Annotated in this window: 24 protein-coding genes; 21 read left to right on the top strand and 3 right to left on the bottom strand. The window is 31.6% G+C overall.

All coding sequences use genetic code 11. The annotated features are described in order from the left end of the window. Positions 1–57: 57 nt before the first annotated feature. The 10 genes from ACFQ1O_RS04155 to ACFQ1O_RS04110 all read left to right on the top strand — a co-directional run bounded on the left by ACFQ1O_RS04155 (position 58) and on the right by ACFQ1O_RS04110 (position 11,866). The gene (locus tag ACFQ1O_RS04155) at positions 58–1,062 is read left to right on the top strand and encodes an AAA family ATPase (RefSeq protein ID WP_377713656.1); all 1,005 of its coding nucleotides are present in this window, start codon (positions 58–60) and stop codon (positions 1,060–1,062) included. Next, on the top strand, positions 1,049–1,930 hold the full coding sequence (locus ACFQ1O_RS04150) for a hypothetical protein (protein WP_377713654.1): 882 nt from the start codon (positions 1,049–1,051) through the stop codon (positions 1,928–1,930). The genes ACFQ1O_RS04155 and ACFQ1O_RS04150 overlap by 14 nt, the downstream gene beginning before the upstream one ends. After that, positions 1,930–2,799, top strand: a complete 870-nt coding sequence (locus ACFQ1O_RS04145; protein WP_377713652.1) for a DUF58 domain-containing protein — start codon at positions 1,930–1,932, stop codon at positions 2,797–2,799. The genes ACFQ1O_RS04150 and ACFQ1O_RS04145 overlap by 1 nt, the downstream gene beginning before the upstream one ends. Before the next feature lie 84 nt (positions 2,800–2,883). After that, positions 2,884–4,548: a hypothetical protein gene (locus tag ACFQ1O_RS04140; protein ID WP_377713650.1), complete on the top strand. Its 1,665-nt coding sequence runs from the start codon at positions 2,884–2,886 to the stop codon at positions 4,546–4,548. Further along, positions 4,548–5,549: a VWA domain-containing protein gene (locus tag ACFQ1O_RS04135; RefSeq protein WP_377713648.1), complete on the top strand. Its 1,002-nt coding sequence runs from the start codon at positions 4,548–4,550 to the stop codon at positions 5,547–5,549. Before ACFQ1O_RS04140 ends, ACFQ1O_RS04135 begins: the two co-directional genes overlap by 1 nt. Then, positions 5,550–6,581: a VWA domain-containing protein gene (locus ACFQ1O_RS04130; RefSeq protein WP_377713646.1), complete on the top strand. Its 1,032-nt coding sequence runs from the start codon at positions 5,550–5,552 to the stop codon at positions 6,579–6,581. A 1-nt stretch (position 6,582) separates the two neighbouring features. Further along, the gene (locus ACFQ1O_RS04125) at positions 6,583–7,428 is read left to right on the top strand and encodes a tetratricopeptide repeat protein (protein WP_377713644.1); all 846 of its coding nucleotides are present in this window, start codon (positions 6,583–6,585) and stop codon (positions 7,426–7,428) included. Continuing rightward, a complete protein-coding gene (locus tag ACFQ1O_RS04120; protein ID WP_377713642.1) occupies positions 7,428–9,194 on the top strand; it encodes a BatD family protein in 1,767 nt (588 codons plus the stop codon). Before ACFQ1O_RS04125 ends, ACFQ1O_RS04120 begins: the two co-directional genes overlap by 1 nt. A 2-nt stretch (positions 9,195–9,196) precedes the next feature. Further along, the gene (locus ACFQ1O_RS04115) at positions 9,197–9,946 is read left to right on the top strand and encodes a tetratricopeptide repeat protein (RefSeq protein ID WP_377713640.1); all 750 of its coding nucleotides are present in this window, start codon (positions 9,197–9,199) and stop codon (positions 9,944–9,946) included. A gap of 60 nt (positions 9,947–10,006) precedes the next feature. After that, on the top strand, positions 10,007–11,866 hold the full coding sequence (locus tag ACFQ1O_RS04110; protein WP_377713638.1) for a SulP family inorganic anion transporter: 1,860 nt from the start codon (positions 10,007–10,009) through the stop codon (positions 11,864–11,866). 46 nt (positions 11,867–11,912) lie between these two features. Here ACFQ1O_RS04110 and ACFQ1O_RS04105 read toward each other — a convergent pair whose 3' ends face one another. Continuing rightward, a complete protein-coding gene (locus tag ACFQ1O_RS04105) occupies positions 11,913–12,452 on the bottom strand; it encodes a CvpA family protein (RefSeq protein ID WP_377713636.1) in 540 nt (179 codons plus the stop codon). A gap of 131 nt (positions 12,453–12,583) precedes the next feature. Between ACFQ1O_RS04105 and hemE the strand changes: the two genes are divergently transcribed. From hemE to ACFQ1O_RS04060, 9 genes are all read left to right on the top strand, one after another. Then, the gene (gene hemE, locus ACFQ1O_RS04100) at positions 12,584–13,609 is read left to right on the top strand and encodes a uroporphyrinogen decarboxylase (RefSeq protein WP_377713633.1); all 1,026 of its coding nucleotides are present in this window, start codon (positions 12,584–12,586) and stop codon (positions 13,607–13,609) included. 36 nt (positions 13,610–13,645) lie between these two features. After that, positions 13,646–14,392 (top strand): EI24 domain-containing protein, encoded by a 747-nt coding sequence (locus tag ACFQ1O_RS04095; protein WP_377713631.1) that lies wholly within the window; start codon positions 13,646–13,648, stop codon positions 14,390–14,392. A 20-nt stretch (positions 14,393–14,412) separates the two neighbouring features. Beyond that, complete coding sequence (locus ACFQ1O_RS04090) at positions 14,413–14,679, top strand: hypothetical protein (RefSeq protein WP_377713629.1); 267 nt, start codon at positions 14,413–14,415, stop codon at positions 14,677–14,679. A gap of 220 nt (positions 14,680–14,899) precedes the next feature. Then, the gene (gene hemF / locus ACFQ1O_RS04085) at positions 14,900–15,805 is read left to right on the top strand and encodes an oxygen-dependent coproporphyrinogen oxidase (RefSeq protein ID WP_377713627.1); all 906 of its coding nucleotides are present in this window, start codon (positions 14,900–14,902) and stop codon (positions 15,803–15,805) included. A 74-nt stretch (positions 15,806–15,879) separates the two neighbouring features. Continuing rightward, complete coding sequence (hemB, locus tag ACFQ1O_RS04080; protein ID WP_377713625.1) at positions 15,880–16,869, top strand: porphobilinogen synthase; 990 nt, start codon at positions 15,880–15,882, stop codon at positions 16,867–16,869. Positions 16,870–16,941: 72 nt separating this feature from the next. Beyond that, on the top strand, positions 16,942–17,280 hold the full coding sequence (locus ACFQ1O_RS04075; RefSeq protein WP_377713623.1) for a c-type cytochrome: 339 nt from the start codon (positions 16,942–16,944) through the stop codon (positions 17,278–17,280). Between the two features lies 1 nt (position 17,281). Next, complete coding sequence (locus ACFQ1O_RS04070) at positions 17,282–17,650, top strand: TerB family tellurite resistance protein (protein ID WP_377713620.1); 369 nt, start codon at positions 17,282–17,284, stop codon at positions 17,648–17,650. A 4-nt stretch (positions 17,651–17,654) separates the two neighbouring features. After that, positions 17,655–18,731: a CNNM domain-containing protein gene (locus ACFQ1O_RS04065; protein WP_377713617.1), complete on the top strand. Its 1,077-nt coding sequence runs from the start codon at positions 17,655–17,657 to the stop codon at positions 18,729–18,731. Next, the gene (locus ACFQ1O_RS04060; RefSeq protein ID WP_377713614.1) at positions 18,721–19,203 is read left to right on the top strand and encodes a methylated-DNA--[protein]-cysteine S-methyltransferase; all 483 of its coding nucleotides are present in this window, start codon (positions 18,721–18,723) and stop codon (positions 19,201–19,203) included. Before ACFQ1O_RS04065 ends, ACFQ1O_RS04060 begins: the two co-directional genes overlap by 11 nt. A 7-nt stretch (positions 19,204–19,210) precedes the next feature. Here the strand turns inward: ACFQ1O_RS04060 and ACFQ1O_RS04055 are convergent, their stop codons facing one another. Beyond that, positions 19,211–19,393 (bottom strand): hypothetical protein, encoded by a 183-nt coding sequence (locus tag ACFQ1O_RS04055; protein WP_377713955.1) that lies wholly within the window; start codon positions 19,391–19,393, stop codon positions 19,211–19,213. Between ACFQ1O_RS04055 and ACFQ1O_RS04050 the strand changes: the two genes are divergently transcribed. Next, a complete protein-coding gene (locus ACFQ1O_RS04050; protein WP_377713949.1) occupies positions 19,347–19,787 on the top strand; it encodes a DUF4442 domain-containing protein in 441 nt (146 codons plus the stop codon). The two genes, ACFQ1O_RS04055 and ACFQ1O_RS04050, sit on opposite strands and share 47 nt — an antisense overlap. Positions 19,788–19,789: 2 nt before the next feature. After that, positions 19,790–20,503: a 3'-5' exonuclease gene (locus tag ACFQ1O_RS04045; protein ID WP_377713611.1), complete on the top strand. Its 714-nt coding sequence runs from the start codon at positions 19,790–19,792 to the stop codon at positions 20,501–20,503. A 52-nt stretch (positions 20,504–20,555) separates the two neighbouring features. Here ACFQ1O_RS04045 and ACFQ1O_RS04040 read toward each other — a convergent pair whose 3' ends face one another. Next, positions 20,556–23,849, bottom strand: a complete 3,294-nt coding sequence (locus ACFQ1O_RS04040; RefSeq protein ID WP_377713608.1) for a S8 family serine peptidase — start codon at positions 23,847–23,849, stop codon at positions 20,556–20,558. Positions 23,850–23,906: the final 57 nt, after the last annotated feature.

The raw sequence follows: 23,906 nt of genomic DNA, 5'->3' as shown, positions 1-23,906 counted from the left end.
TTCAATTTGCAACATTCAAATGTGAATGTTATTTTCACAGTCTTAAATTTTAATAAAATGGATGCACAAACAGCAACAGTAGATATTAGAGCGATTAATGAAAAAATAGAAAGAGAAAGTGCTTTTGTAGACTTGTTAACTTTAGAAATGAATAAGGTTATAGTGGGTCAGAAGCATATGATTGAACGTTTATTAATTGGTTTGTTAGGTCAAGGACATATTTTATTAGAAGGTGTTCCTGGTTTGGCAAAAACTTTAGCCATTAACACTTTGGCTAAGGCTGTTAAAGGAAGTTTTAGTAGAATACAGTTTACACCTGATTTGTTACCAGCAGATGTTGTAGGTACTTTAATTTACAACATGAAAGAAAATGATTTCTCTATTAAAAAAGGTCCAATTTTTGCCAATTTTGTATTAGCAGATGAGATCAATCGTGCTCCTGCAAAAGTGCAATCGGCTTTATTAGAAGCAATGCAAGAAAAACAGGTGACTATTGGAGATGAGACTTTTAAATTAGATAAGCCTTTTTTAGTAATGGCTACTCAAAACCCAGTAGAGCAAGAAGGAACGTACCCTTTACCAGAGGCACAAGTAGACCGTTTTATGCTAAAAACAGTTATTGATTATCCTAAGCTAGAAGAAGAGCAATTAATTGTTAGAGCTAACTTAAATGGATCTTTCGAGCAGGTTAACGAAGTTGTTTCTTTAGAGCAGATTTTAAGTGCTCAAAAAGCAGTTAGAGAAGTATATATGGATGAAAAGATTGAGAAATATATCTTAGATATTATTTTTGCAACTCGTTATCCAGAAAAATATGGCTTAGCCGAATTAAAACCCTTGTTAAATTTTGGTTCGTCTCCTCGTGGAAGTATCAACTTAGCTACAGCAGCTAAATGTTATGCTTTTATTAAGCGTAGAGGATATGTAATACCAGAAGATGTTAGAGCGGTTGTAAAAGATGTGTTGCGCCACAGAATAGGAATTACTTATGAAGCTGAGGCAGAAAATATCACCTCAGAACAAATAGTAGATAAAATTGTGAACCATATTGAAGTACCATAATTTTAATAAAGCTACATTGGGTTTTAATCAAAATATAAAAGTATCTGAAGCTTTAAAAGAAGGAGTTAAGAGAATAAACATACCGTGTTATTCAATATTAATCTTTTTTGTTTTTTTATTGCCTGCAACATTATTTTATATATTCCGTCATGATGGAAATAATAAAATATTAATAGTTGGTTGTATAGCAAGTTTTATAATTGGTTTTATTGGTCCTTTAATATGGAGCTTAATTGCAACAGTTAAATATAAAATTTGGGCGGGAGAAAATGTAAAAGATATACATAGGTTTTATAATGAAGCTTGTACTAGGGGTTTAATTTATGAAGGTAAATTTCTTCAAAAGTTAGAATTAAGAAGTAAAAAACAAAAAGAACGATTGTCTCATTTCTATAGCAGACTTGAGAATAATAAAGAATTAATTAGAGATTTAGATGATAGTATTTCTAAAGAAACTGTTTTTAAAAGTAGAGAGAAGTACACAATATTAATTTTTTCAATTTTACTTTTTGCATTGCTGTTTTTTACAGATGAATTAAATACAAGAAAGACAATGTTTTTAGGAGGTATATCAGTTTTATGTATTCTTTATTCAGTATTTAAAATGTTTAGGTATAAATTTATTTTAAAAGTAGATAGAGATAAAATAATATATAAAGATAATAAAGAAGTTATTTATTGGAATGATGTTTTAGATTATCAATCTATTCCAGGAATGGGTAATACCCCATCTAAATTAATCATTGTAACTAAGAATGATAATTTAGAATTGGAAATGAATGGTTTTGGAAAATTAAAGATGAATAGAATTATACGTGTTTTAAATGAGTATAAACATCGTTTTGAAATAAGACAACAAGTATTTTAATGAGTTCGACCAAAGAGTTACTTAAAAAAGTACGTAAAATAGAAATCAAGACTCGCCGCTTGAGCGACCATATTTTTGGAGGAGAGTACCATTCTACTTTTAAGGGAAGAGGTATGACTTTTTCAGAAGTGCGTCAATATCAATTTGGTGATGATGTGAGAGCAATTGATTGGAATGTTACGGCACGCTATAACGAACCTTATATAAAAGTTTTTGAGGAAGAGCGAGAGCTTACCATGATGTTAATGGTTGATGTTTCTGGTTCTAAATTTTTTGGAACACAAAATCAGTTTAAAGAAGAAATGGTAACCGAGATATCGGCAACATTGGCTTTTTCTGCATTGCAAAATAACGATAAAATTGGATTGATTTTATTTTCAGATCAAATAGAATTATTCATTCCACCTAAAAAAGGAAAGTCTCATGTGTTGAGAATTATAAGAGAACTTCTAGAGTTTAAGCCTAAGAGTAAAAAAACAGACATTGCTGGAGCTTTAAAATTTTTATCTAGCGTTATGAAAAAGAAAGCAATTGTTTTCATGATGTCTGATTTTATAGCAGATGATTATGAACAGACGCTTAAAATTGCAGGAAAGAAGCACGATCTTACAGGAATAAGAGTGTATGACAGACATGAAGAAACGATTCCTAATTTAGGTTTGGTACAAATGCAAGACGAAGAAACAGGTGCTATTCAACTAATAAACACGGCTTCTAAAAAAGTACGTAACAATTACGCTAAGTTTTATAAAGAGAAAGCCAATTATTTTGAAAATACCTTTAAAAAAAGTGGGTCAGGTGTAATTAGTACTCGTTTAGATGAATCGTATGTTAAAAAACTATTAGGGTATTTTAAACGTAGAGGATAGATAGAGACTGATTAGTAAATTGAATTGTCAGTTCGAGTGAATTTTTTGAAAAATGAAAAGATATTAGTACTGAGAACGAGTTTAATGAAAAATATTAAAACACATATCAATAAAAACATAAGAGGTATTATTCTATGTACCCTGTATTTTGTGCTTTGTACGAGTTTAAACGCTCAAAATATTACTACTAAAGTAGATACTACAGCCTTTAAAATAGGAGAAGAGTTAAAACTGGAAATGTTAGTAAAAACGAAGCCTACTTCGGCTGTAATTTTTCCAGAATCGAAACTTATGGGGGCGTTAGAGGTTCTAAACTCTTATAAAGTAGATACATTAGAAAATGGAGAGTTCCTTAAGCTAAAAAAAGAATACGGATTAACTCATTTCGATGCAGGTAGGTATACTATCCCTCAACAAAAAATAATGATTAATGGTAGCCCATTTGTTACCGATTCATTACTTGTAGAGGTTGTTGATGTGGTAGTCGATACTACTAAACAAAAAATGTATGATATTAAACCTATAACCGAGGTGGAAAAGCCATCAAGTGGTTTTCCTTTTTGGATTTTATATATTCTTTTAGGATTAGTAGCTTTAGCAGGAGTATTGTATTTAATATTTTTTAGAAAAACAAAGAAAGAGAAAAGAGAAGAAAATAAATTGCCACCTTTTGAAAAAGCAATTCAACAATTATCATCATTAGATAATAGCAGTTTATTAGAGCAATCTGAATATAAAAAATACTACTCTCAATTAACAGATGTATTAAAAAAGTATCTAGAAGAAGAGGTGTATAGCAATGCTTTAGAGCAAACCTCAGATGAGTTAATTACTAAGTTAGAATTACTAAGAGATTCAGGAGAGCTACCCTTATCTAGAGAAGTAATTCAAGATCTTAAGAAAGTATTGCAAACATCAGACTTGGTAAAGTTTGCAAAATCTCAACCTGATTTAGGTGCTGCCAAAGTAGATAGAAATACTATTGAAAGTGTTATAAACGAAACGAAACAAGCCCTTCCGGAGCCAACAGAAGAAGAATTGTTGTTAAATGAACAGTACCGTCTAGAACAAGAAGCTAAAAAGAAGAAGCGTAAAATTATTTATGCCTCTATAGCAGGTTTTGCTGTTATTATGTTAACCCTTGCCGGATTTGCTATTAAATATGGGTATGATACGGTAAAGGACACGATTATTGGTCATCCAACTAAAGAATTGTTAGAAGAAAAAGCTTGGATTCGTAGCGAATATGGAAATCCGGCCATTGTAATTACGACTCCTAAAGTATTAAAGCGATTGAAAAACGAACAGTTAGATGCTTTAGGTTCTCAAGCATTTGCATATGTAAGCTTGTCAGGAGATTTATCAATTGCTGCTAGTACAACAGTGATACCAAAAGCCGCACTAAAGTCAACTGAAGATTCAGAAAGTGAAGAATCATTAATTGATTTAGAGAAAGCGAATGAAGGTTCATTACAAATGATGGAACAAAGAGGAGCGAAAGATATTATAGTAAAGCAAGAAGAGTATGAATTGCCAAAAGGTATTGAAGGAATGAGAGCTTATGGTACAATGTCTATGGAACATCCTGTAACTAAGAAATATCAAACAATGACTTATCAGATTTTGTCTTTTAGTCAAGATAATGCTTTACAACAAATTATTCTTTTTAATGCTGAAGGAGATAAATATGGAGAAAAAATTATTAAACGAGTAATTGAATCTGTAGAACTTAAAAAATCAGAAGAGTAATGTTTTGGAACTATGAATATGTAAATCCGGAATTCTTGTGGTTGTTACTATTATTACCATTAGTAGTTTTATGGTACTTTTTAAAACGAAAAAGAGAGGTAGCTACACTTCAAATAAGTAGTATAGAAGGATTCCAAGATCGTACTATTTTACCAAAATTAAAACCTTTGTTGTTGCTTTTTAGGGTGTTATCTGTTACGGCAATTATCATAGCTTTGGCAAGGCCAAGAACAGTTGATGTTTCTACAAAAACAAAAACGAATAAAGGAATAGATATCATGTTGGCCATAGATATATCTGCAAGTATGTTGGCTAAAGATTTAAAACCAAATAGGTTAGAAGCTTTAAAAGATGTAGCAGGTAAGTTTATAAAAGGAAGACCGAATGATAGAATAGGGTTGGTTTTATATGCAGGAGAAAGCTATACTAAAACGCCTATTACAAGTGATAAAAGCATCGTTTTAGGTTCACTAAAGGAAGTGCGTTATGATGATAGAGTTACAGGCGGTACTGCAATAGGTATGGGCTTAGCAACTGCAGTAAATAGATTAAAGGATAGCAAAGCTAAAAGCAAAGTAATTATATTATTAACAGACGGAGTTAATAATACAGGAACAATAGACCCTAAAATTGCTGGCGAGTTAGCAGAAAATTTCGACATAAAAGTATATACAATTGGTTTAGGTACTAATGGTACAGCATTGTCTCCTTTAAGGTTAAGAGCTAATGGTACTATTGTATTTGATAGAATGAAAGTAGAGATAGACGAGGTACTGTTAAAAGAAATTGCTAAAGCTACAGGAGGAAAGTATTTTAGAGCAACAGACAATAAGAAACTAAAAGAAATTTATGCGGAAATTAATAAACTAGAAAAAACAGAAGTGGAGGAATTTAAGTTTTATAATTATGATGAAAAATTTAGACCATTTGTTTTGTTTGCTTTAGGTTTGTTTTTGTTTGAAGCATTATTAAGATTAACGGTATTTAGAAGTTTTATATAAATGTTCGAATTAGAAGAAAAATCATATTTCATTGTATTAGCAGTAATTCCAATTTTAGCTATTGCTTTTTTGTTATTGATTTTATGGAAGAGAAAGAAGCAAAAACAATTTGCTGAGCATTCGTTGTTTAAAAAATTAAGTCCAAATACTTCTGTATTTAAATCAGTAGTAAAATTGGTTTTATGGTCTTTTGCTATTACCTGTATATCTATTGCGTTAGTAAACCCTAAGTTTGGTACTAAATTAGAAACGGTAAAAAGAGAAGGGGTAGATATTGTTTTTGCTGTAGATGTTTCTAAAAGTATGTTGGCAGAAGATATTGCTCCTAGCAGAATAGATAAATCTAAACAGCTTGTTACACAAATTATAAATAATTTAGCTAGTGATAGGATAGGTATTATAGCTTATGCAGGCCAAGCCTACCCACAATTACCTATTACAACAGATTATGCTTCTGCAAAAATGTTTTTGCAAAACATGAATACAAATATGTTGTCTTCTCAAGGAACAGCTATATCAGATGCTATAGAGTTGGCCACTACATATTTTAATGATGATGCCCAAACCAATAGAATCTTGTTTATTATTTCTGATGGAGAAGACCATAGCGAAAATGCTCTAGAAGCTGCAACATTAGCAGCAAAAGAAGGAATAAAAATATTTACTATAGGGGTAGGTAAAACAGAAGGAGCACCCATTCCTATTAAAAGAAACGGTATTATTGAGAGTTATAAAAAAGATAGGAGAGGAGAAACGGTTATTACTAAGTTAAACGATGTTGTTTTAAGAGAAATTGCTACTAATGCTAATGGTAAATATATAAATGGGTTAAATACTCAAAAAGTTGTCGAAGAAGTAAAAGATACTTTATTGGCAATGGATAAAAAAGAGTTTGAAACCAAACAATATTCAGAGTTTAGTCACCAATTTCAATGGTTTTTAGGTTTTGGATTATTTTTCTTGCTGATAGATATTTTGGTTTTAGAGCGAAAAACTGAATGGATTAAGAAGTTGAATTTGTTTAACGAATAAAATGATGAAAAAGGTTTTATACATATTGGTTTTGTTTATTTCTTTTTCTTTTGCTCAGGAAGATAAGAAACCTCAAGACATTCAGCATATTTATCAAGGAAATGTTGAACTGAAGGAAAATGATTTTGTAAATGCAGAAGCGGAGTACAGAAAAGCAATTTCAGAAAATCCAGTTAATGCAACGTCTAAGTATAATTTAGGAAATGCTTACTATCAAAATAAAAAAAATAAAGAAGCCGTAGCAAGATACGTGCAAGCCATTAAAGTAGCAAAGACAAAAGAAGAAAAACATGAAGCATACCATAATATGGGTAATAGTTTTATGCAACAAAAGAAATATGACCAAGCTATAAATGCGTATAAAAACGCCTTAAGGAACAATCCATCTGATGATGAGACTAGGTATAATTTGGCTTTAGCAAAAAAGGAGAAAGAAAATCAGAAGAATAAAAAGAACGACGATAAGAACGAAGATACGAAAGATAAGGATAATAAGAATAAAGGCAATAAAGACCAAAAAGAAGATAACAAAGAAGGAGACGATAAGGAAGATAAAAAAGACCAAGGAGATAAGGATAATAAAGAAAACGATAAAGACCAAAAAGGCGATAAGGAGGAAGATAAAAAAGGGGACGATAAAAAGGATGACAAGAAAGATTCTAAAAATGACCAAGGAGATGATAAAGAAGAAAAGGAAAAAGAGAAACAACTTAAACCAGGTCAACTGTCTCCTCAGCAAGTACAAAGCTTGTTAGAAGCCATGAACAATCAAGAAAAGAAACTACAAGAAAAGCTGAATGCTAAAAAAGCAAAAGGTGTTCCAGTTCAAAACGAAAAAGATTGGTAATGAAATTAAAAAATAGCATAGCAATTTTGTTTTTACTTGCAGTACAATTAGTAGCTGCTCAAGTAGAGTTTACAGCCAAAGTAAGTAAAAAGAAACTAGGTGTAAATGAACGATTACGTGTAGACTTTGTTATGAATGAGGAAGGAGATAATTTCAATCCGCCTTCATTTACAGGTTTTAGGGTAGTTGGTGGTCCAAGTCAATCTGTAAGCCATTCTTGGGTAAATGGTAAACGTTCTTTTTCTAAGACATATACCTATATGTTATCGCCTACTAAAAGAGGTAAGTTTACCATTAAGCAAGCTTCTATAGAAATAAATGGAGAAACCTATAAAACTATTCCAGTAAAGATAGAAGTTACTTCTGCAGTTTCTAAACCTAAGGATGCTAACAATCCAGATTATATAGCTAGTGAAAATATTCATTTAGTAGCAGAAGTATCTAAAGCCAATCCTTATTTAAATGAAGCTATTTCTATTGAATATAGGTTGTATGCTAGTCCAAGTGTAAATATTAGTAATTTTAATATCATCGATGTTCCAAAATTTACAGATTTTTGGACTCAAGATATAAGAGTGGGTCAATATAAAGTTGCCCGAGGAACTTATAAAGGGCAAGATTATAATTATGTTTTAATTAGAAAAACTGTTCTATATCCGCAAAAAACAGGAAAGTTAACCTTAGAGCCATTAACCATAGATGTTTCTGTAGATGTGCCTACAAACAGGCGTGATTTTTTTGGTGGTAGAGTATATCAAACTGTACATCAAAAAGTAGCGGCAGGAAAAAGAGTAATTAATGTTAAAGAATTACCAGTTGCCGGAAAACCAGCTGGATTTACTGGAGCTGTTGGTGAGTTTGAATTTGATGTAACTACCAATAAAAAAGCATTAAAAGCGGGAGAGTCTTTACAAGCTACAGTTAAGGTGTCTGGTAATGGTAATCTAAAATTATTTAATTTGCCAGAATTAACAGTTCCAAGTTCTTTAGAGGTTTACGAGCCAGAGCATAAAGAACAAGTAAAGACAAGCCTAGCTGGAATGTCTGGGAATATTAGTGATACGTATACAATAGTTCCTCAATATAAAGGGAATTATCCAATATCTAAGTTGTCATTTAGTTTTTTCAATCCTAAAACAGAAAAGTATCAAACACTTAATTCAATAGAACATGTTGTAGAGGTTTTAACAGGACCTACTAATACCAATTCGGTAACAAATACAACGAACAACAATGTAGTCAAACAAAATGTAATAACGAATAACACTAGTTTTAGATCTTTTCATACTACAGCTAGTTTTTCTGCAATAAAAAGTTCGCATTTTTTTAAATCTACTTTGTTTTGGACGTTGTTATTGGCACCATTAATTGTTATTCCTGTAGTTGTATTAATAGCCAAGAAAAAGAATCAAATTGCTAATGATGTTCAAGGAAATAAGGTTCGAAAAGCAGATAAGCTAGCTAAGAAGTATTTATCTGATGCTAAAAAGAATTTACATAGCAAGGATTTATTTTATGAGTCATTACATAAGTCACTACATAATTACTTAAAAGCAAAATTAGGTATCGAAACAAGTGAGTTTAGTAAAGATAAAATAAAGAACATATTTGCTTTAAATAAAGTAGAAGATCAAACAACTAATAGCTTTATAGAGCTTATAGAAAATTGTGAATTGGCTAGATTTACTCCTATAAGTAGCGATGCTATGCAACAAGATTATGAAAAAGCAGCTTTAGTTATTTCAGCAATAGATAAAGTTTTATAAGTATGAGAAAGATATTTTTTTATATAACACTGTTTTTATTTGGGATGGTATCTGCTCAAGAAGAAGCTTTGTTTGAACGAGCTAATGAATTGTATAATGAAGAAAAGTATACAGAAGCCATTCAAATTTATGATCAAATATTAAAAAATGGTCAACATGCAACTTCTTTGTATTTTAATAAGGCAAATGCCCATTATAAAGAAAATCAGCTAGCAGAGAGTATATATAATTATGAAAAAGCATTGATGTTAGATCCATCTAACGAAGATGTTAAAACGAATTTGGCCTTTGCTAAAAACCAACTAATAGATAAGATAGATGTGATACCTACATCTGGTTTTTCTAAGTTTTTTAACTCTTTTGTCAATATTTTTCACTTCGATACTTGGGCAATTATAACAGTGGTTTTAATGTTACTATTTGTGCTAAGTTTTGTAAAATATACTTTAGAAAAGTACACAGGCAAAAAAAGATTGTTTTTTATTGTAGCAGGAGTATCTCTGTTGTTTTCATTACTAAGTTTGTCTTTTGCATACCAACAGCAAGCCAATGTTAATAATACTAAATACGCAATTGTGTTTGCAAAAGAATCAGATGTAAGAGCCGAGCCTAAGTTAAGCGGAGAGCAAGCTTTTATTTTACACGAAGGAACTAAAGTACAAGTATTAGATTCATTTCAAGATTGGGTTAAAATTAAATTAACCAATGGATCTATAGGTTGGATATTAAAAAACGATATCAAACAATTGTAAAAAAATCACTAACTTTAATAGCCTCTAAAAAAACAGTTTTAAACTAACTAGCTTAAACACATGAAACGATTTTTTACGAATGTAAAAGGCGATATGTTCGGAGGTATTACTGCCGGTATAGTAGCCTTACCATTAGCATTAGCTTTTGGAGTATCTTCTGGATTAGGACCAAGCGCTGGGTTATACGGTGCAATTTTTATTAGTTTTTTTGCCGCTCTTTTTGGAGGTACAAATACTCAAATTTCTGGTCCAACAGCTCCAATGACAGCTGTTAGTATGGTGGTTATTGCTACAATTATTGCCAGCAACGATGGAGATATTGCTAAGGCACTTCCAATTATTTTAATGGTGTTCTTATTGTCTGGTTTGATTCAGATTGGATTAGGAATGTTAGGAGTAGGTAAGTATATTAAATATATACCCTATCCGGTCGTATCTGGTTTCATGACGGCTATTGGAGTAATTATTTTAATTACCCAGATATTACCTACCTTAGGTTATTATCCTAAAGAAGATGCAACGTTTGTAGAACAGTTTAAGCCTCAGGCAGAAGAAATTATTCTTGAAAATATTTTAAAAGAAGAAGCCGATGAAGGAATATTAGTTTTAGAAAATTTTAAAGAAACAATAAAGAGAGCTAATTATATTACTGAAGAACAAATTGCCAATGAGTCTAAAACTTTAGCAGGTAAAGAAGCTTCGGGTACTATAGGGGCTTTAAAAGTTTTGCCTAGAGCATTAAGAAATATTAATTGGTTAGAGTTGTTATTAGCCTTAGGAACCATTGTAATTATTTATGGTTTTAAACGAATTACTACAGCTGTGCCAAGCACCTTAGTTGCATTGTTAGTCATGTCTGCCATAGCTTATTTTGGAGGCTTAGACTATAGATCTATTGAGCAAATTCCTAGCGGATTGCCTAATCTTAATTTAGAAGTATTTACATCGTTTAGTTTAAAAAGTATATCTCCTTATATATTTACAGCCTTAGCATTGGCCATGTTAGGTGCTATAGATTCGCTGCTTACTAGTATAGTAGCAGATAATATGACTAAGACTAAACATAAGCCTAATAAAGAACTAATAGGTCAAGGTATAGGTAATAGTATTGCTGCTTTATTTGGGGGTATACCAGGAGCAGGAGCTACTATTCGTACCGTAGTAAATATAAAGGCAGGAGGTAAAACACCATTGTCAGGAATGATAGCAGGAGTTTTATTATTGATGATATTATTAACTCTCGGTCCGGTAGCATCTAAAATACCAGCAGCGGTTTTAGCTGGAATATTAATTACAGTAGGTATTGGTGTTATGGATTACAAAGGTTTAAAAGCAATACCTCATATGCCAAAAGATATTAAGTTAGGCCCTATTAAATTAAGTGCAGAGGTAATGATTATGTTAGTTGTATTATTACTATCTACTTTCTGGGACTTAATTAATGCTGTTGGAATAGGTTTGGTTATAGCGTCACTTATTTTTATGAAAAAAATGGGTGATTTAACGGCTAAAAAATCAAAAGTAAAAGTTTTGCCTACAGAAGAAGTATGGAAAGACGAAGAGTCTTTTGCTAAAAAAGAAATAGCTAATAAAGTCTTTATTAAGCATATTAAAGGACCTTTGTTTTTTGGAGTTACAAGCGAAATTCAACAATTAGCTAAACAAATACCAGACGAGGCACAAACGGTTATTTTTAGATTAGATTATATGGATTATATGGACCAATCTGGCCTATATGCTTTTGAAGATGTAGTAACAGAATTGTTAAACAATAAAGTAGAAGTATTATTAGTAGGTTTGAAAAAACAACCAAAATACATGATGGAACGAATTGATATCATACCAGACTTAATACCCAAAGAACATTTGTTTGTCAGTTTTAAAGAAGCTGTTAAAGGAATGAATGGGAATGGAGAATAAATAAAAAAGAGCAACTTATTTAAGTTGCTCTTTTTTATTTATAGTGTTAAACTCCTATTGTTTCTTCTGGAGTAGTTTCTAGATCTTCTTCCTCACCCTCAATATCCTGTTTAATTAGTTTTGGGAAGATTAACGGAGCTAATTTCTTAACTGGTTCGTATAAAATAGACTCTTGTATTTGTTCTTTTTTAATAAAAGTTATGGTATTGTTTAAGTGAGAGAATACAATAAGTATTACACTTAAAATCAACCCAATTTTTAGTCCGCCAAAAACAGCACCTAAAATTTTATTTAACATTCCTAAAGCAGCAAAGTCTGCTAGTTTGGTAAAGGCTTTTCCTGCTAGGGCAATCAACAAAACAATAACTACAAAGGTTATAGCAAAGGCAACTACGTTAATTGTTTTTTCATCCCAATCAGTTTTAGTTTCTAAGAACCTTCCCATAAAACCAGAAAAATGAATGGCACCATAAACACCTGCAATTAAAGCAACTAAAGAAGCCACTTCTACAAATAAGCCTTTCATAAAACCTCTAACGACTCCAAATAAAATTAAGGCTCCTAAAACAATATCGATTGTATTCATAAGTGAGTTGATTTCTAACAAATATACAGTTTTAACTGGTTTATTTAGAGTTTAGTATTTTCAGTCGGGTATTTTAGTGCAATACTGCTTAAATTCTTACCTTTGCTGCTGTTAATTTTATAGAGAAAAAAATGATAAAGAACGATTTATTTTTAAGAGCTTTAAAAGGAGAAACGGTAGAAAGACCTCCGGTATGGATGATGCGTCAAGCAGGACGTTATTTACCAGAGTTCATGGAGCTAAAAAATAAGTACGATTTCTTTACTCGTTGTGAGACTCCAGAATTGGCATCAGAAATAACGGCGCAGCCTATTCGAAGATATGGTATGGATGCTGCGATATTATTTTCAGATATTTTAGTGATTCCACAGGCTATGAATATAGATGTGGAAATGAAACCTAATTTTGGTCCTTATTTGCCAAATCCTGTTCGTTCTCAAAAAGATGTAGACAATGTAATTATTCCAGATATTAATGATAGCCTAGGTTACGTTATGGAGGCTATTAAAATGACAAAGGAGAAGTTGAATGATGAAATTCCGTTAATTGGTTTTGCAGGGTCTCCATGGACAATTTTATGTTACTGTGTACAAGGGCAAGGTTCTAAAAACTTCGATAAAGCAAAAGAGTTTTGTTTTACACAGCCAGTTGCTGCACATATGCTTTTACAGAAAATTACAGATACTACCATTACTTATTTAAAAGAAAAAGTAAAAGCGGGAGTTAATGCCGTACAGGTTTTTGACTCATGGGGAGGTATGTTGTCTCCAGTAGATTATCAAGAATTTTCTTGGCAGTATATTAATCAAATTATAGAAGCATTAAAAGACGATGCTCCAGTAATTGCTTTTGGTAAAGGTTGTTGGTTTGCGTTACAAGAAATGGCACAGTCTAATGCATCTGCTTTAGGGGTAGATTGGACATGTTCTGCTCGTAATGCTCGTTATTTAACAGGAGGAAATATTACCTTACAAGGTAATTTCGATCCTACTCGATTATTTTCTCCACCAGCAGAAATTAAAAAGATGGTAACTCAAATGATTAATGAGTTTGGTAAGGATAAATATATTGTGAATTTAGGTCACGGAATTTTACCAAATATACCTATAGAAAATGCTAAAGCGTTTATAGATGCTGTTAAAGAATATAAGGCTTAGATTTACTATCTTTAGATAATATTTCTAAAGGTTACTATGTTTCAACAAATTTTATCAAGTTTAAAAACTTATGGTAGAGCTTTTCAATTGCTAAAAGAATTGAAACTCTGGAAGTATTTTGCTATTCCTATTTTAATAAGTTTTCTAACCGCTATTATAGTTGTAGCTTCCTCATTGTATTTTGCTGAAAATTTAGGAAATCAGATTGTTAAAATATGGCAATTTAGTTGGGGTGGTGAGTTTGTTTCTACTTTAAGCCATATAATAGGAGGCCTACTTATTTTTTTAGTTGGATTGGTACTATACAAACACATAGTAATGGCTTTTTCGGCTCCTTTTATGAGTCCAGTATCAGAAAAAATAGAAGCCCATTATTTGGGTTCTGTTTCTAAAGAAGAAGGAATGAAAGCTTTTTCAAATAGTTTGTTGAGAGCTATAAAAATAAATGCTAGAAACTTAGGTAAAGAACTCTTATTTATATTTCCGTTATTCTTTTTAAGTCTTATACCCGTAATAGGCATTGTGTTTTCTATTCTCATATTCCTAATACAGGCATATTATGCAGGTTTTGGTAATATGGATTACACATTAGAACGCCATTATAATTATAGTGATAGTATTAAATTTGTAAAAAAAAATAAAGGGATAGCTATAGGTAACGGAGTAGGTTTTATGCTATTGTTATTGATTCCTGTAATTGGTTTTATTTTGGTATTGCCACTCTCTGTGGTTGCAGCATCTTACAAAACAGTTTTAGCTTTAGATGCCAATGATACTATCTAAGGCTTGAAAGATTGATTTTTATGAATTCAACCACAGTAGTTTTACGAAGAAAGCCATTTTTTTTAATTAAAGTTGAGGAGTATACCTTTGAAATAAAAAATGAAGAGGACAAAAATAATGATGGTAAATATGAGTTCGACCAAATAGCCTCTTTTGAATTACAAAATAAACATGTTAATTGGATAGTTACTACATTAAGTTATATAATTGATTTTATAGGAGGGCCATCAGGTCAAATTTATAAAGAGAAAAACCTATTTAAGTTTTATTATAAGAACGAATATTAAAGAATTTTATTGACAAATTGTGATATCACTAAAGCTAGAAAAGTAACTCGACTGATAAACTCTAGGCTAAGAAAAATAAATCAAAATAGTATAAAAACTTAAACTGATTTGTTGCCGAAAAATCTGCGTATCTTTGGCAACGAACATTACCAAATGAGTATACACCTCCTAATAAAGAACCATTAGAGATGGAGTTGTATGAATTAATTAAAAAGCTTAAATGAAAGAACAATTTCAAGCATATATAAAGAATTTACAAAACACCATTTGTTCAGCATTAGAAGAAGTAGATGGTAAAGCTAAATTTCAAGAAGATTTATGGGATAGGCCTGAAGGTGGAGGAGGAAGAACTCGTGTAATAGAAAAAGGAAATGTTTTTGAAAAAGGAGGAGTTAATATTTCTTCAGTTCATGGTGTTTTACCAGAAGTACTAAGAAAACAGTTTGGTGTAGAAGAAGGAAACTTTTTTGCTTGCGGCTTAAGTTTAGTTATTCATCCTAAAAATCCATTCGTTCCAACAGTGCATGCTAATTGGCGTTATTTTGAAATGTATAACTCATCTGGTGACATCGTCACCCAATGGTTTGGAGGCGGTCAAGATCTAACACCTTATTATTTATTTGATGAAGATGCAACTCATTTTCATCAAGTATGTAAAGAGGCCTGTGATAAGCACCATCCAGATTTTTATCCAAAATATAAAAAGGCTTGCGACGAATATTTCTGGAATGCACATCGAAATGAGGCTAGAGGAATTGGCGGTTTGTTTTTTGATTATTTAAAAGAAACAGAAGAGTTCTCTATGCAAGACCGTTACAATTTTGTAACACAGATAGGAGATAGTTTCTTAAATTCTTATTTACCAATAGTAAACAAAAGAAAAGAAATAGCATATACTCAAGAACATAGAAACTGGCAAGAAGTACGAAGAGGGCGTTATGTAGAGTTTAATTTAGTACATGATAGAGGTACTTTATTTGGCTTAAAAACCAATGGTAGAATAGAAAGTATTTTAATGAGTTTACCACCTCATGTACAATGGGTGTATAACCATCAACCAGAAGAAGGCTCTCAAGAGCAAGATCTAATAAAAGTATTGCAGCAACCTAAAAATTGGGTAGAATAATATTTATAACATTAGTTTAAAAACAGAGAAAGGCAACTTTTTAAACTTTTAAACTTTTAAACTTTTAAACTTAAATGTATCCATTAAGAAGAAATAGAAGATTAAGAACCAATGAAGCCATTCGTTCTTTAGTAAGAGAAACAATTATTACTCCTAACGACTTTTTAGTGCCACTTTTTGTGGTAGAAGGTATGGGTGTAAAAGAAGAAATAGCTTCAATGCCTAATTACTTTCGTTTTAGCCTAGATTTATTGGTTAGAGAGGTAAAAGAATTATGGGCAATGGGTTTAAAATCGGTATTACTTTTTGCTAAAGTTCCAGATAATTTAAAAGATAATAAAGGAACAGAAGCTTTGAATGCTAATGGACTCATGCAACGTGCAGTTAAAGCTATTAAAGATGTTTGTCCAGATATGTTAGTCATGACAGACGTAGCTTTAGATCCGTATTCTATTTATGGGCATGATGGAATTATAGAAAACGGAATTATAGTTAATGACGATACCGCAGAATTCTTAGCAGAAATGTCTATTTCACATGCAGAAGCAGGAGCAGATTTTGTTGCCCCTAGCGATATGATGGACGGAAGAATAAGTGTTATCAGAGAGGCTTTAGAAGACGAAGGATTTACCAATACAGGAATAATGAGTTATTCGGCTAAATATGCTTCGGCTTTTTACGGACCTTTTAGAGACGCTTTAGATTCTGCACCAGTAGACTTGGTAAATATACCTAAAGATAAAAAGACTTACCAGATGGATTGTGCCAATCGTTTTGAGGCATTAAGAGAAACCGAAATGGATATTGATGAAGGAGCAGATATTGTAATGGTAAAACCAGGAATGCCATATTTAGATATAGTAAGAGAAGTTAAAAACGAATTTGATGTTCCGGTATCAGTTTATCAAGTTAGTGGCGAGTATGCTATGATTAAAGCTGCAGCAGAAAAAGGATGGTTAAATCACGACCAAACTATGTTAGAAAGTACTATAGCTTTTAAAAGAGCTGGAGCAGATATTATAGCGAGTTACTTTGCCAAAGATGTGGTTAAATTAATTTTTTAATTGAAGAATAAGTTAATTATATTATATATCTCTCTACTAGGATTGATTATTTTTTTGCTCTTTTTAATTAATATGAAAAGAGATAATCTTGGGTGTGGAGTAGATGATAGCGATGTTTTCATTTGTGGAACTAGGCCAAAGTTAGACTCTAAAGAAGCTAGAAATGGAAAACAATTATTTTATGCTAATTGTGCAGCTTGTCATAAAATAGATAAACATATGACTGGGCCTGCTTTGAGAAATATGGCTAGTTTATATAAAGAAAACAAGTTAAGTTTAGAGTCTTTTTTAAAAGGAAACAGAGATACTTTACTATTTGAAAAAGAGTTTGATAATCAAAAATGTATGCTATTTTCTAATTTTTCAAATGGAGATGTTTATGATTTAGTATTATATTTAGAAAAAATATAGAATGATAAGCGAACATCGATTATACCAAACTTTTGGAGAATTATTATATTTAGTAGCTATGGCAGATGGAGTGGTTACTAAAAATGAGATAGATAAGTTAGATGAAATTTTAAAAGATCATCCTGCTTCAGAAAATATCAAATGGTCTTTTAATTACGAAATGCAGTCTAATAACTCTATTGATAATTTATATAAAAAAATCATTGAAACCTATTCAGATAATGGTCCAGATGAAGCGTATGACTTTTTTATAAATGCCTTAAGACAATTAGCTGCTGCAGATGGAAACTTGGATAAAAAAGAAGAAATTTTAATCAATCAATTCTCATCAGATCTAATCAATCGATTCTCTAAAGATTTAGAAAAATAACTTTATGACATTACTTATAACTTACGCAGTATTATCAATATTCTTTTCTTTCTTATGTTCGATACTCGAGGCGGTGTTACTAAGTGTAACTCCAACTTTTATCAATGTAAAAAAGAAAGAAGGTAAAGCCTATGCTACCTCTTTAGAAAACTTAAAAAAAGATGTAGACAAACCTTTAATAGCCATATTAACTTTAAATACTATAGCACATACAGTAGGCGCAATTCTAGTTGGAGTACAAGCAGAGCAGCTACCATTTAAATTTGAAGTTTTTGGAATTAACACTGTAGGAATTGTATCATCAATAATGACAATTTTAATATTAGTCGTATCAGAGATCATTCCAAAAACAATTGGTGCAACTTATTGGAAAGGCTTGGCAAATTTTACTGCCAAAGCACTGAATGTTTTAATGTTTCCCCTTAAGTGGACGGGTATTTTATGGATGCTACAACTAACTACCAAATTAATTGGCAAAGGAGCTCATGGAGAAAGTATTTTGAGTAGAGAAGATTTTTCTGCAATGGCAGATATTGCTAAAGAAGAGGGTGTTTTTGAAGAATCTGAATCTAAGGTGATAAAGAACTTATTGAACTTTAAGTTAATTTTAGCTAGCGATATTATGACTCCTAGAAGTGTAATGAAAATAGCTGAAGAAGGGGTAAATATTAAAGAATTTTTTGAGGCAAATAAAAATTTACGCTTTTCTAGAATACCTATATATAGTAAAAATCCAGACGAAATTACAGGTTATATTTTAAAGGATGATGTATATAAAGACTTGGCAGAAGATAAAGATCATAAGGTTCTTAGAGATTTAAAAAGAAAAATATTAGTGGTTGATAGAGAAATACCAATACCTAACCTTTTTGAACAGTTTGTTCAAGAAAAAGAGCACGTAGCCTTGGTGGTAGATGAGTATGGATCTGTTGGCGGATTGGTAACTATGGAAGATGTTATAGAAACTCTATTAGGCTTAGAGATAATGGATGAAAGTGATACCGATTCTAATATGCAAAATTTAGCAAGAAAGAATTGGGAGGCAAGAGCAAAGCGTTTAGGTTTATTAGATGAAGAATAAGGATATTGCTTATATTAAAACACCAATTGGAGTAGCAAAAATTATTGGAACTAATAAAGGAATTGAGATAGTATCTATTTTAAATGATGATGTTGAGTTAAGTAAAAAAATACCTAATAGCCTACAAAATTGTACTCAGCAACTGCAAGAATATTTTAATAATGATAGAAAAGAGTTTGATTTAAAATTGAATCCTCAGGGTACAGAATTTCAAAAAAAAGTTTGGAATTCGTTATTAGAAATACCTTTCGGAACAACAACAAGCTATTTAAAACAAACTAGGTTATTAGGTGATGAAAAAGCAATACGAGCTGTTGCTTCTGCAAATGGTAAAAATCCGATCTGGCTTATTATTCCTTGTCATAGAGTTATAGGGGCTAACGGCTCTTTAACTGGTTATGCTGGAGGATTATGGAGAAAAAAGTGGTTGTTAGAACATGAGTTAGGTATAAAACAGACTAAACTTTTCTAAACAAACTTTATTGGTTTTTGTTTAACTCTTGCCTAATTTTATCATAACGAATATTTACTTTTATGTATAAAATAGCGTTTAACTTTTTAAAGCGTTTTTTTCCAGCCCATAAACTATTTAAGTTAGGGTTTAACTTATCTCCAATGTATAGAAGGAGTACAGCTAGGATTGTATATATATCTTCAAACATGTATAAAGTTAAAATTAAATTACCTATCAGTTATAAAAATAGGAATTATGTAGGAGCTATATTTGGCGGTTCTATGCAAGCAGCTACCGATCCTATTTATATGATACAACTGTTAAATATTTTAGGTGATGATTATGTAGTTTGGGACAAAGCAGCTTGTATTAAATATAAAAAGCCAGCTCGAGAAGACTTATATGGAAGTTTTGTTTTCTTTGAAGAAGAAATTAAAGAAATAGTAAAAGATGTTACTAATAATAAGGAAATTGATTACAAAAAATTAGTAACTTTAACTAATTCAGAAGGAGAAGTTTATTCAGAAATAAACAAAACCTTATACATAGCCCAAAAAGATTACTATAAGCAAAAATTAAAAAGTAAAAATAGAAAGGGCTAACTATGCTTAATAAAATAAACTTAGAACATATACTGTTTTTAGATATAGAAACAGTTCCTAACTTCGAAAATTATCAAGATTTAGATGTAGAATTAAAAGAGCTTTGGGAGCAAAAAACTAAGTATCAACGTAAAGATGATTTTACAGCAGAAGAGTTTTATGAAAGAGCTGGTATTTGGGCAGAATTTGGTAAAATCATCTGTATATCTGTAGGTTATATAGTTAATAAGGGAGGTGATAGAAATTTGAGACTCACAACATTTCATGGAGAAGAGAAAGAATTGTTACAAGAGTTTGCCAACTTATTGAATATTCATTTCAATAGGCCTCATCATTTACTTTGTGCTCATAATGGAAAAGAGTTTGACTTTCCGTATATAGCTAGGAGAATGGTGATTTTAGGAATTGAAATACCTAATAAATTAAACTTATTCGGCAAAAAGCCTTGGGAGGTTCCTCATTTAGACACAATGGAATTATGGAAATTTGGAGATTATAAGCATTATAGTTCGTTAAAATTATTGACAAAAATTTTAAAGATACCATCACCAAAAGATGATATTGATGGAAGTCAAGTAGCAATGGTTTATTATAAAGATAAAGATTTAGATAGAATTATTCAATATTGTGAGAAAGATGTAATTGCCATTGTTCAAGTGTTTTTAAGATTTAGGAGAGAAGAGTTGCTAGACGAATCAGATATTATTGTGATATAATAAAAAAGGCCAATGTTATTTTACATTGGCCTTTTTTGTTGTATAAAATATTCTAATTATTTATGATAAACTGTTTGGTAGCTTTTTTGTTATCATGTTCTATCTGAATAATGTAAGATCCATTCGCTATGTTGTTTAAATCAATAGTTTGATTAAAAACAGAGTTATTATTGTTAAATGAATTTTGGTAAACACGTCTTCCCTGTAAATCAAATAAAGAGATGTTTACATCGCTATTTACAGCATCATTCATTTCAATAAATAAATTAGATTTAGCTGGATTAGGCCAAATTTTAAGTTGTCCTATTTCAAAATCAGAGATATTTAAATTAGCTGCGTTTATCTGTACAATTTGATTAGGTAACCAACCGCTTGCAGCATTCTCTATATTCACTTTAAATTGATTAACATATGGATTTGTTTCAGTATTCACATAACTTACTTTACCAGTGTTTACATCATCTTGAGTAAAAGTATCTCCAAGATTTAAATTAGTAGAATTTAATCTTAGATTTCCAATAGTTGGTAGTTCAATAAGAGTGTATGTTTGCTGAGTTGCTGTTTCTGCTGTTGTGCTAGCCTCAATATCTCCGGTTACAGTAGTATAAGTAGAGTTAACATCTACATTTAAACCATTATTTACAAAGTTAGGAGCAGTTGGTGGAGCAGAGTTGTCACAGAACTCAATAGCCCATTCAGTTACTGTTCCAGTATCACCTGGGCCACCGTCAATAATACTAAGTCTCCATGTGCCAGCAGAATTTAACCCATAAAAATTACTTAAATCGCCTACAGGTTTGTAGTTTGTTAAACCTCCATTGTTTGCAATTAAACAATTTATATCATTAGTTGCATCGTTGTCAAATTTAATATGGAAGTTCGTTTGGTCTGAACAGGTATTTGTATCAATTAAGGTAACTCTATTACCGTTCGGTGCGAATAAAGTTAATTTAACATCTCCAATCCAAGTGTGGTCATAAGCAACTCTAACATTGATATCGCTTATAGTAATAGATTGTGTAACATCTAAAGTAGAGTCGACTGAATTTTGATCAAGAATAGTTGTGTCTGTAGTTTGTACTACTTCATTACAGTTTGTTCCTACCTGAAAGTTAAATATATTCGCATTAGAAGCGGTAGCACATCTATTTTTACCAAAAACTCTCCAATAATATACACCCCCAGAAGTCAATCCGTTAACATTATAACTATTTGTATTAGATGAACCAGAATTAATAATATTTGTAAAATTAACATCTGTAGCAACTTCAATGAGGTATTCTTCAGAATTAGCATCTAAATCCCAATTAATAACAGGAGAAGTTGCTATATTAACACTACCATTTGCAGGAATAGTTTGGTTGATGTTAGTAAAAGTATTGTGATAAATAGTTAATGTGACATTTCTAGTTTCGGTTTCATTTCCGTTATCAGCAATGATTCCAATTACATATTCTCCTGCTGGAACCGAAGATAAGTTTCCAAAAGTAACATCAAAGCTTCCGTCTGCAGAAAAACTGTTTTGAGTAAAATTAACACTAGCTCCAGCAGGAACATTATTGGCAGTTATGTTAGAGGTGCCTCCTCCAATTTGTTTATAGTCAAAGTTAAAGGTAGCATCGTTATTAGAACATAAAATTTGGTCGTCTGTTTTCTTAACTAATGCAATTGAAGATGACAAACCAGTCATGATTAACGAAAACTTTTGCTTCCCTGTGGTTAATGAGCCCTTGTGTGTAACAGTAATAGTATATGTTCCTGATGCACCGTTTACATCAACTCTTTCAAATGGGTCTACAGTATTGTCAGTTCCATTAGCATTTGTATTAGAGTTAACGCTGGTTAATTTCCAAGGATAAAATGTAGTCCCTGTTTGTTCAACCCTAATATCTAAATCATTTACCAATGCAGCAGTTGCTTCATTGGCAGTACTAGTCGTGTTGGTGTAACCACCAGTAGTTGGGTCTGTCCATGATATTGAAGCTAATAGTGGGTTTGTTCCATCAGAGACTACAGTAAATGTTTTGGTTTCTCCCTGAGATAATGTTTCTTCAGATATCCAAGAACCTAACCCATTATTGGTTATTGCTTCAGCTGCAGCTTTCGTATTCATCAATCCCCAACCAGTATTTGCATCTGGACCTGCAATATCTGAGTTGTCCGCCGTATGCATAGCTAAACCTTTTAAGGTGGCAGCCCTCATAAAAGAACCATTTATATTATTGTAATGTTGTTGCAATAATAATAAAGAACCACATACATTTGGTCCAGACATTGAAGTACCGGTTTTATAGTTGTAGTTAGAATTTCCGTAAACACTTGCAGAGTATAATTGATAACCGTTTCCCATAATATCTGGTTTTATGCGTAAATCATCTGCAGGCCCTTCAGAACTTCCACTTACTCTAAAAGGATTACCTATTAAAGAACCGTTAGCAGCTACATTAGCGTCATGACCATTAGCAATTACTAAATTGTTTTTTGCTACTTTATTACCTGTTAATTTATCATAAGCAGAATTTCCTTCTAAAGGTACAGTGTTACTGTTATCTGAGCCATCATTACCTGCTGATGCTACCATCAAATAATAAGGGGCATTATACATTAATTCATCCCAGTTTTGAGCTGTACTTGTGTAAGCGCCTATGTACCAATTCTGAGCATCATCTATAGAACCAACAGGGGTTCCGTAAGAATGGTTAGAAAGTAACATACCGTTTGCTGCTGCTGCAGTTGCTTCTGTTAAATCGTTGCTCCAATCATGAGACACAGCACTTGCTTGAGGTGCCATTCCTTTTGAATTATCTCCGCCATTATTCCCCATACCTAGGCCAACAATAGTACCGGTAACATGAGTAGCATGATCATTATTGCTAGTTAATGCAACGCTAGTCCCATCACCTATAGTAACTCTACCAGAATAATCCTCATGACTTGTTCTAGCAGCACCACCATCCCACACATAAGCGGTCATACCTTGTCCTTCTACATTAAGTCCAAGACCACCTCCGTTATGAAGAAAGTTTGCCCTAGTAGAAATAGCAGCTCGATCATTATCTATAGAATAGTATAATGGTGTGCCGTTAATCATACCCTGAAGCTCTGAAAAAGAACCGTCTTTTTCTTTTTTGATAATAGGCCATCCATTTAATTTTGCAGCTTTTAATGCTTTTTCTTTATTTTCTTTTTCAAAAGCACTATTTTCAAGATATAATTGGTGTAATTTATCTAAATCATAGTTTTTAATAATTTGTTTTCTTTGTTCCTCAGTTTGTGAAAAACTGTTAAAGGAACATAAAATTAAGCATAGATAAAACAATGCGTTTTGGGTGTATTTATTTCTCATAAAAAAATAATTATTTGGGTTTTTATTTTTGAGTTGCGCTAATTTAGTTAAAATAAT

This window comes from Pseudofulvibacter geojedonensis (assembly GCF_042675745.1).
In the GTDB taxonomy this organism is placed as follows: domain Bacteria; phylum Bacteroidota; class Bacteroidia; order Flavobacteriales; family Flavobacteriaceae; genus Pseudofulvibacter; species Pseudofulvibacter geojedonensis.
The sequence above is the reverse complement of the archived record's forward strand: the minus strand, read 5'-3'. Positions and strand labels throughout refer to the sequence as shown.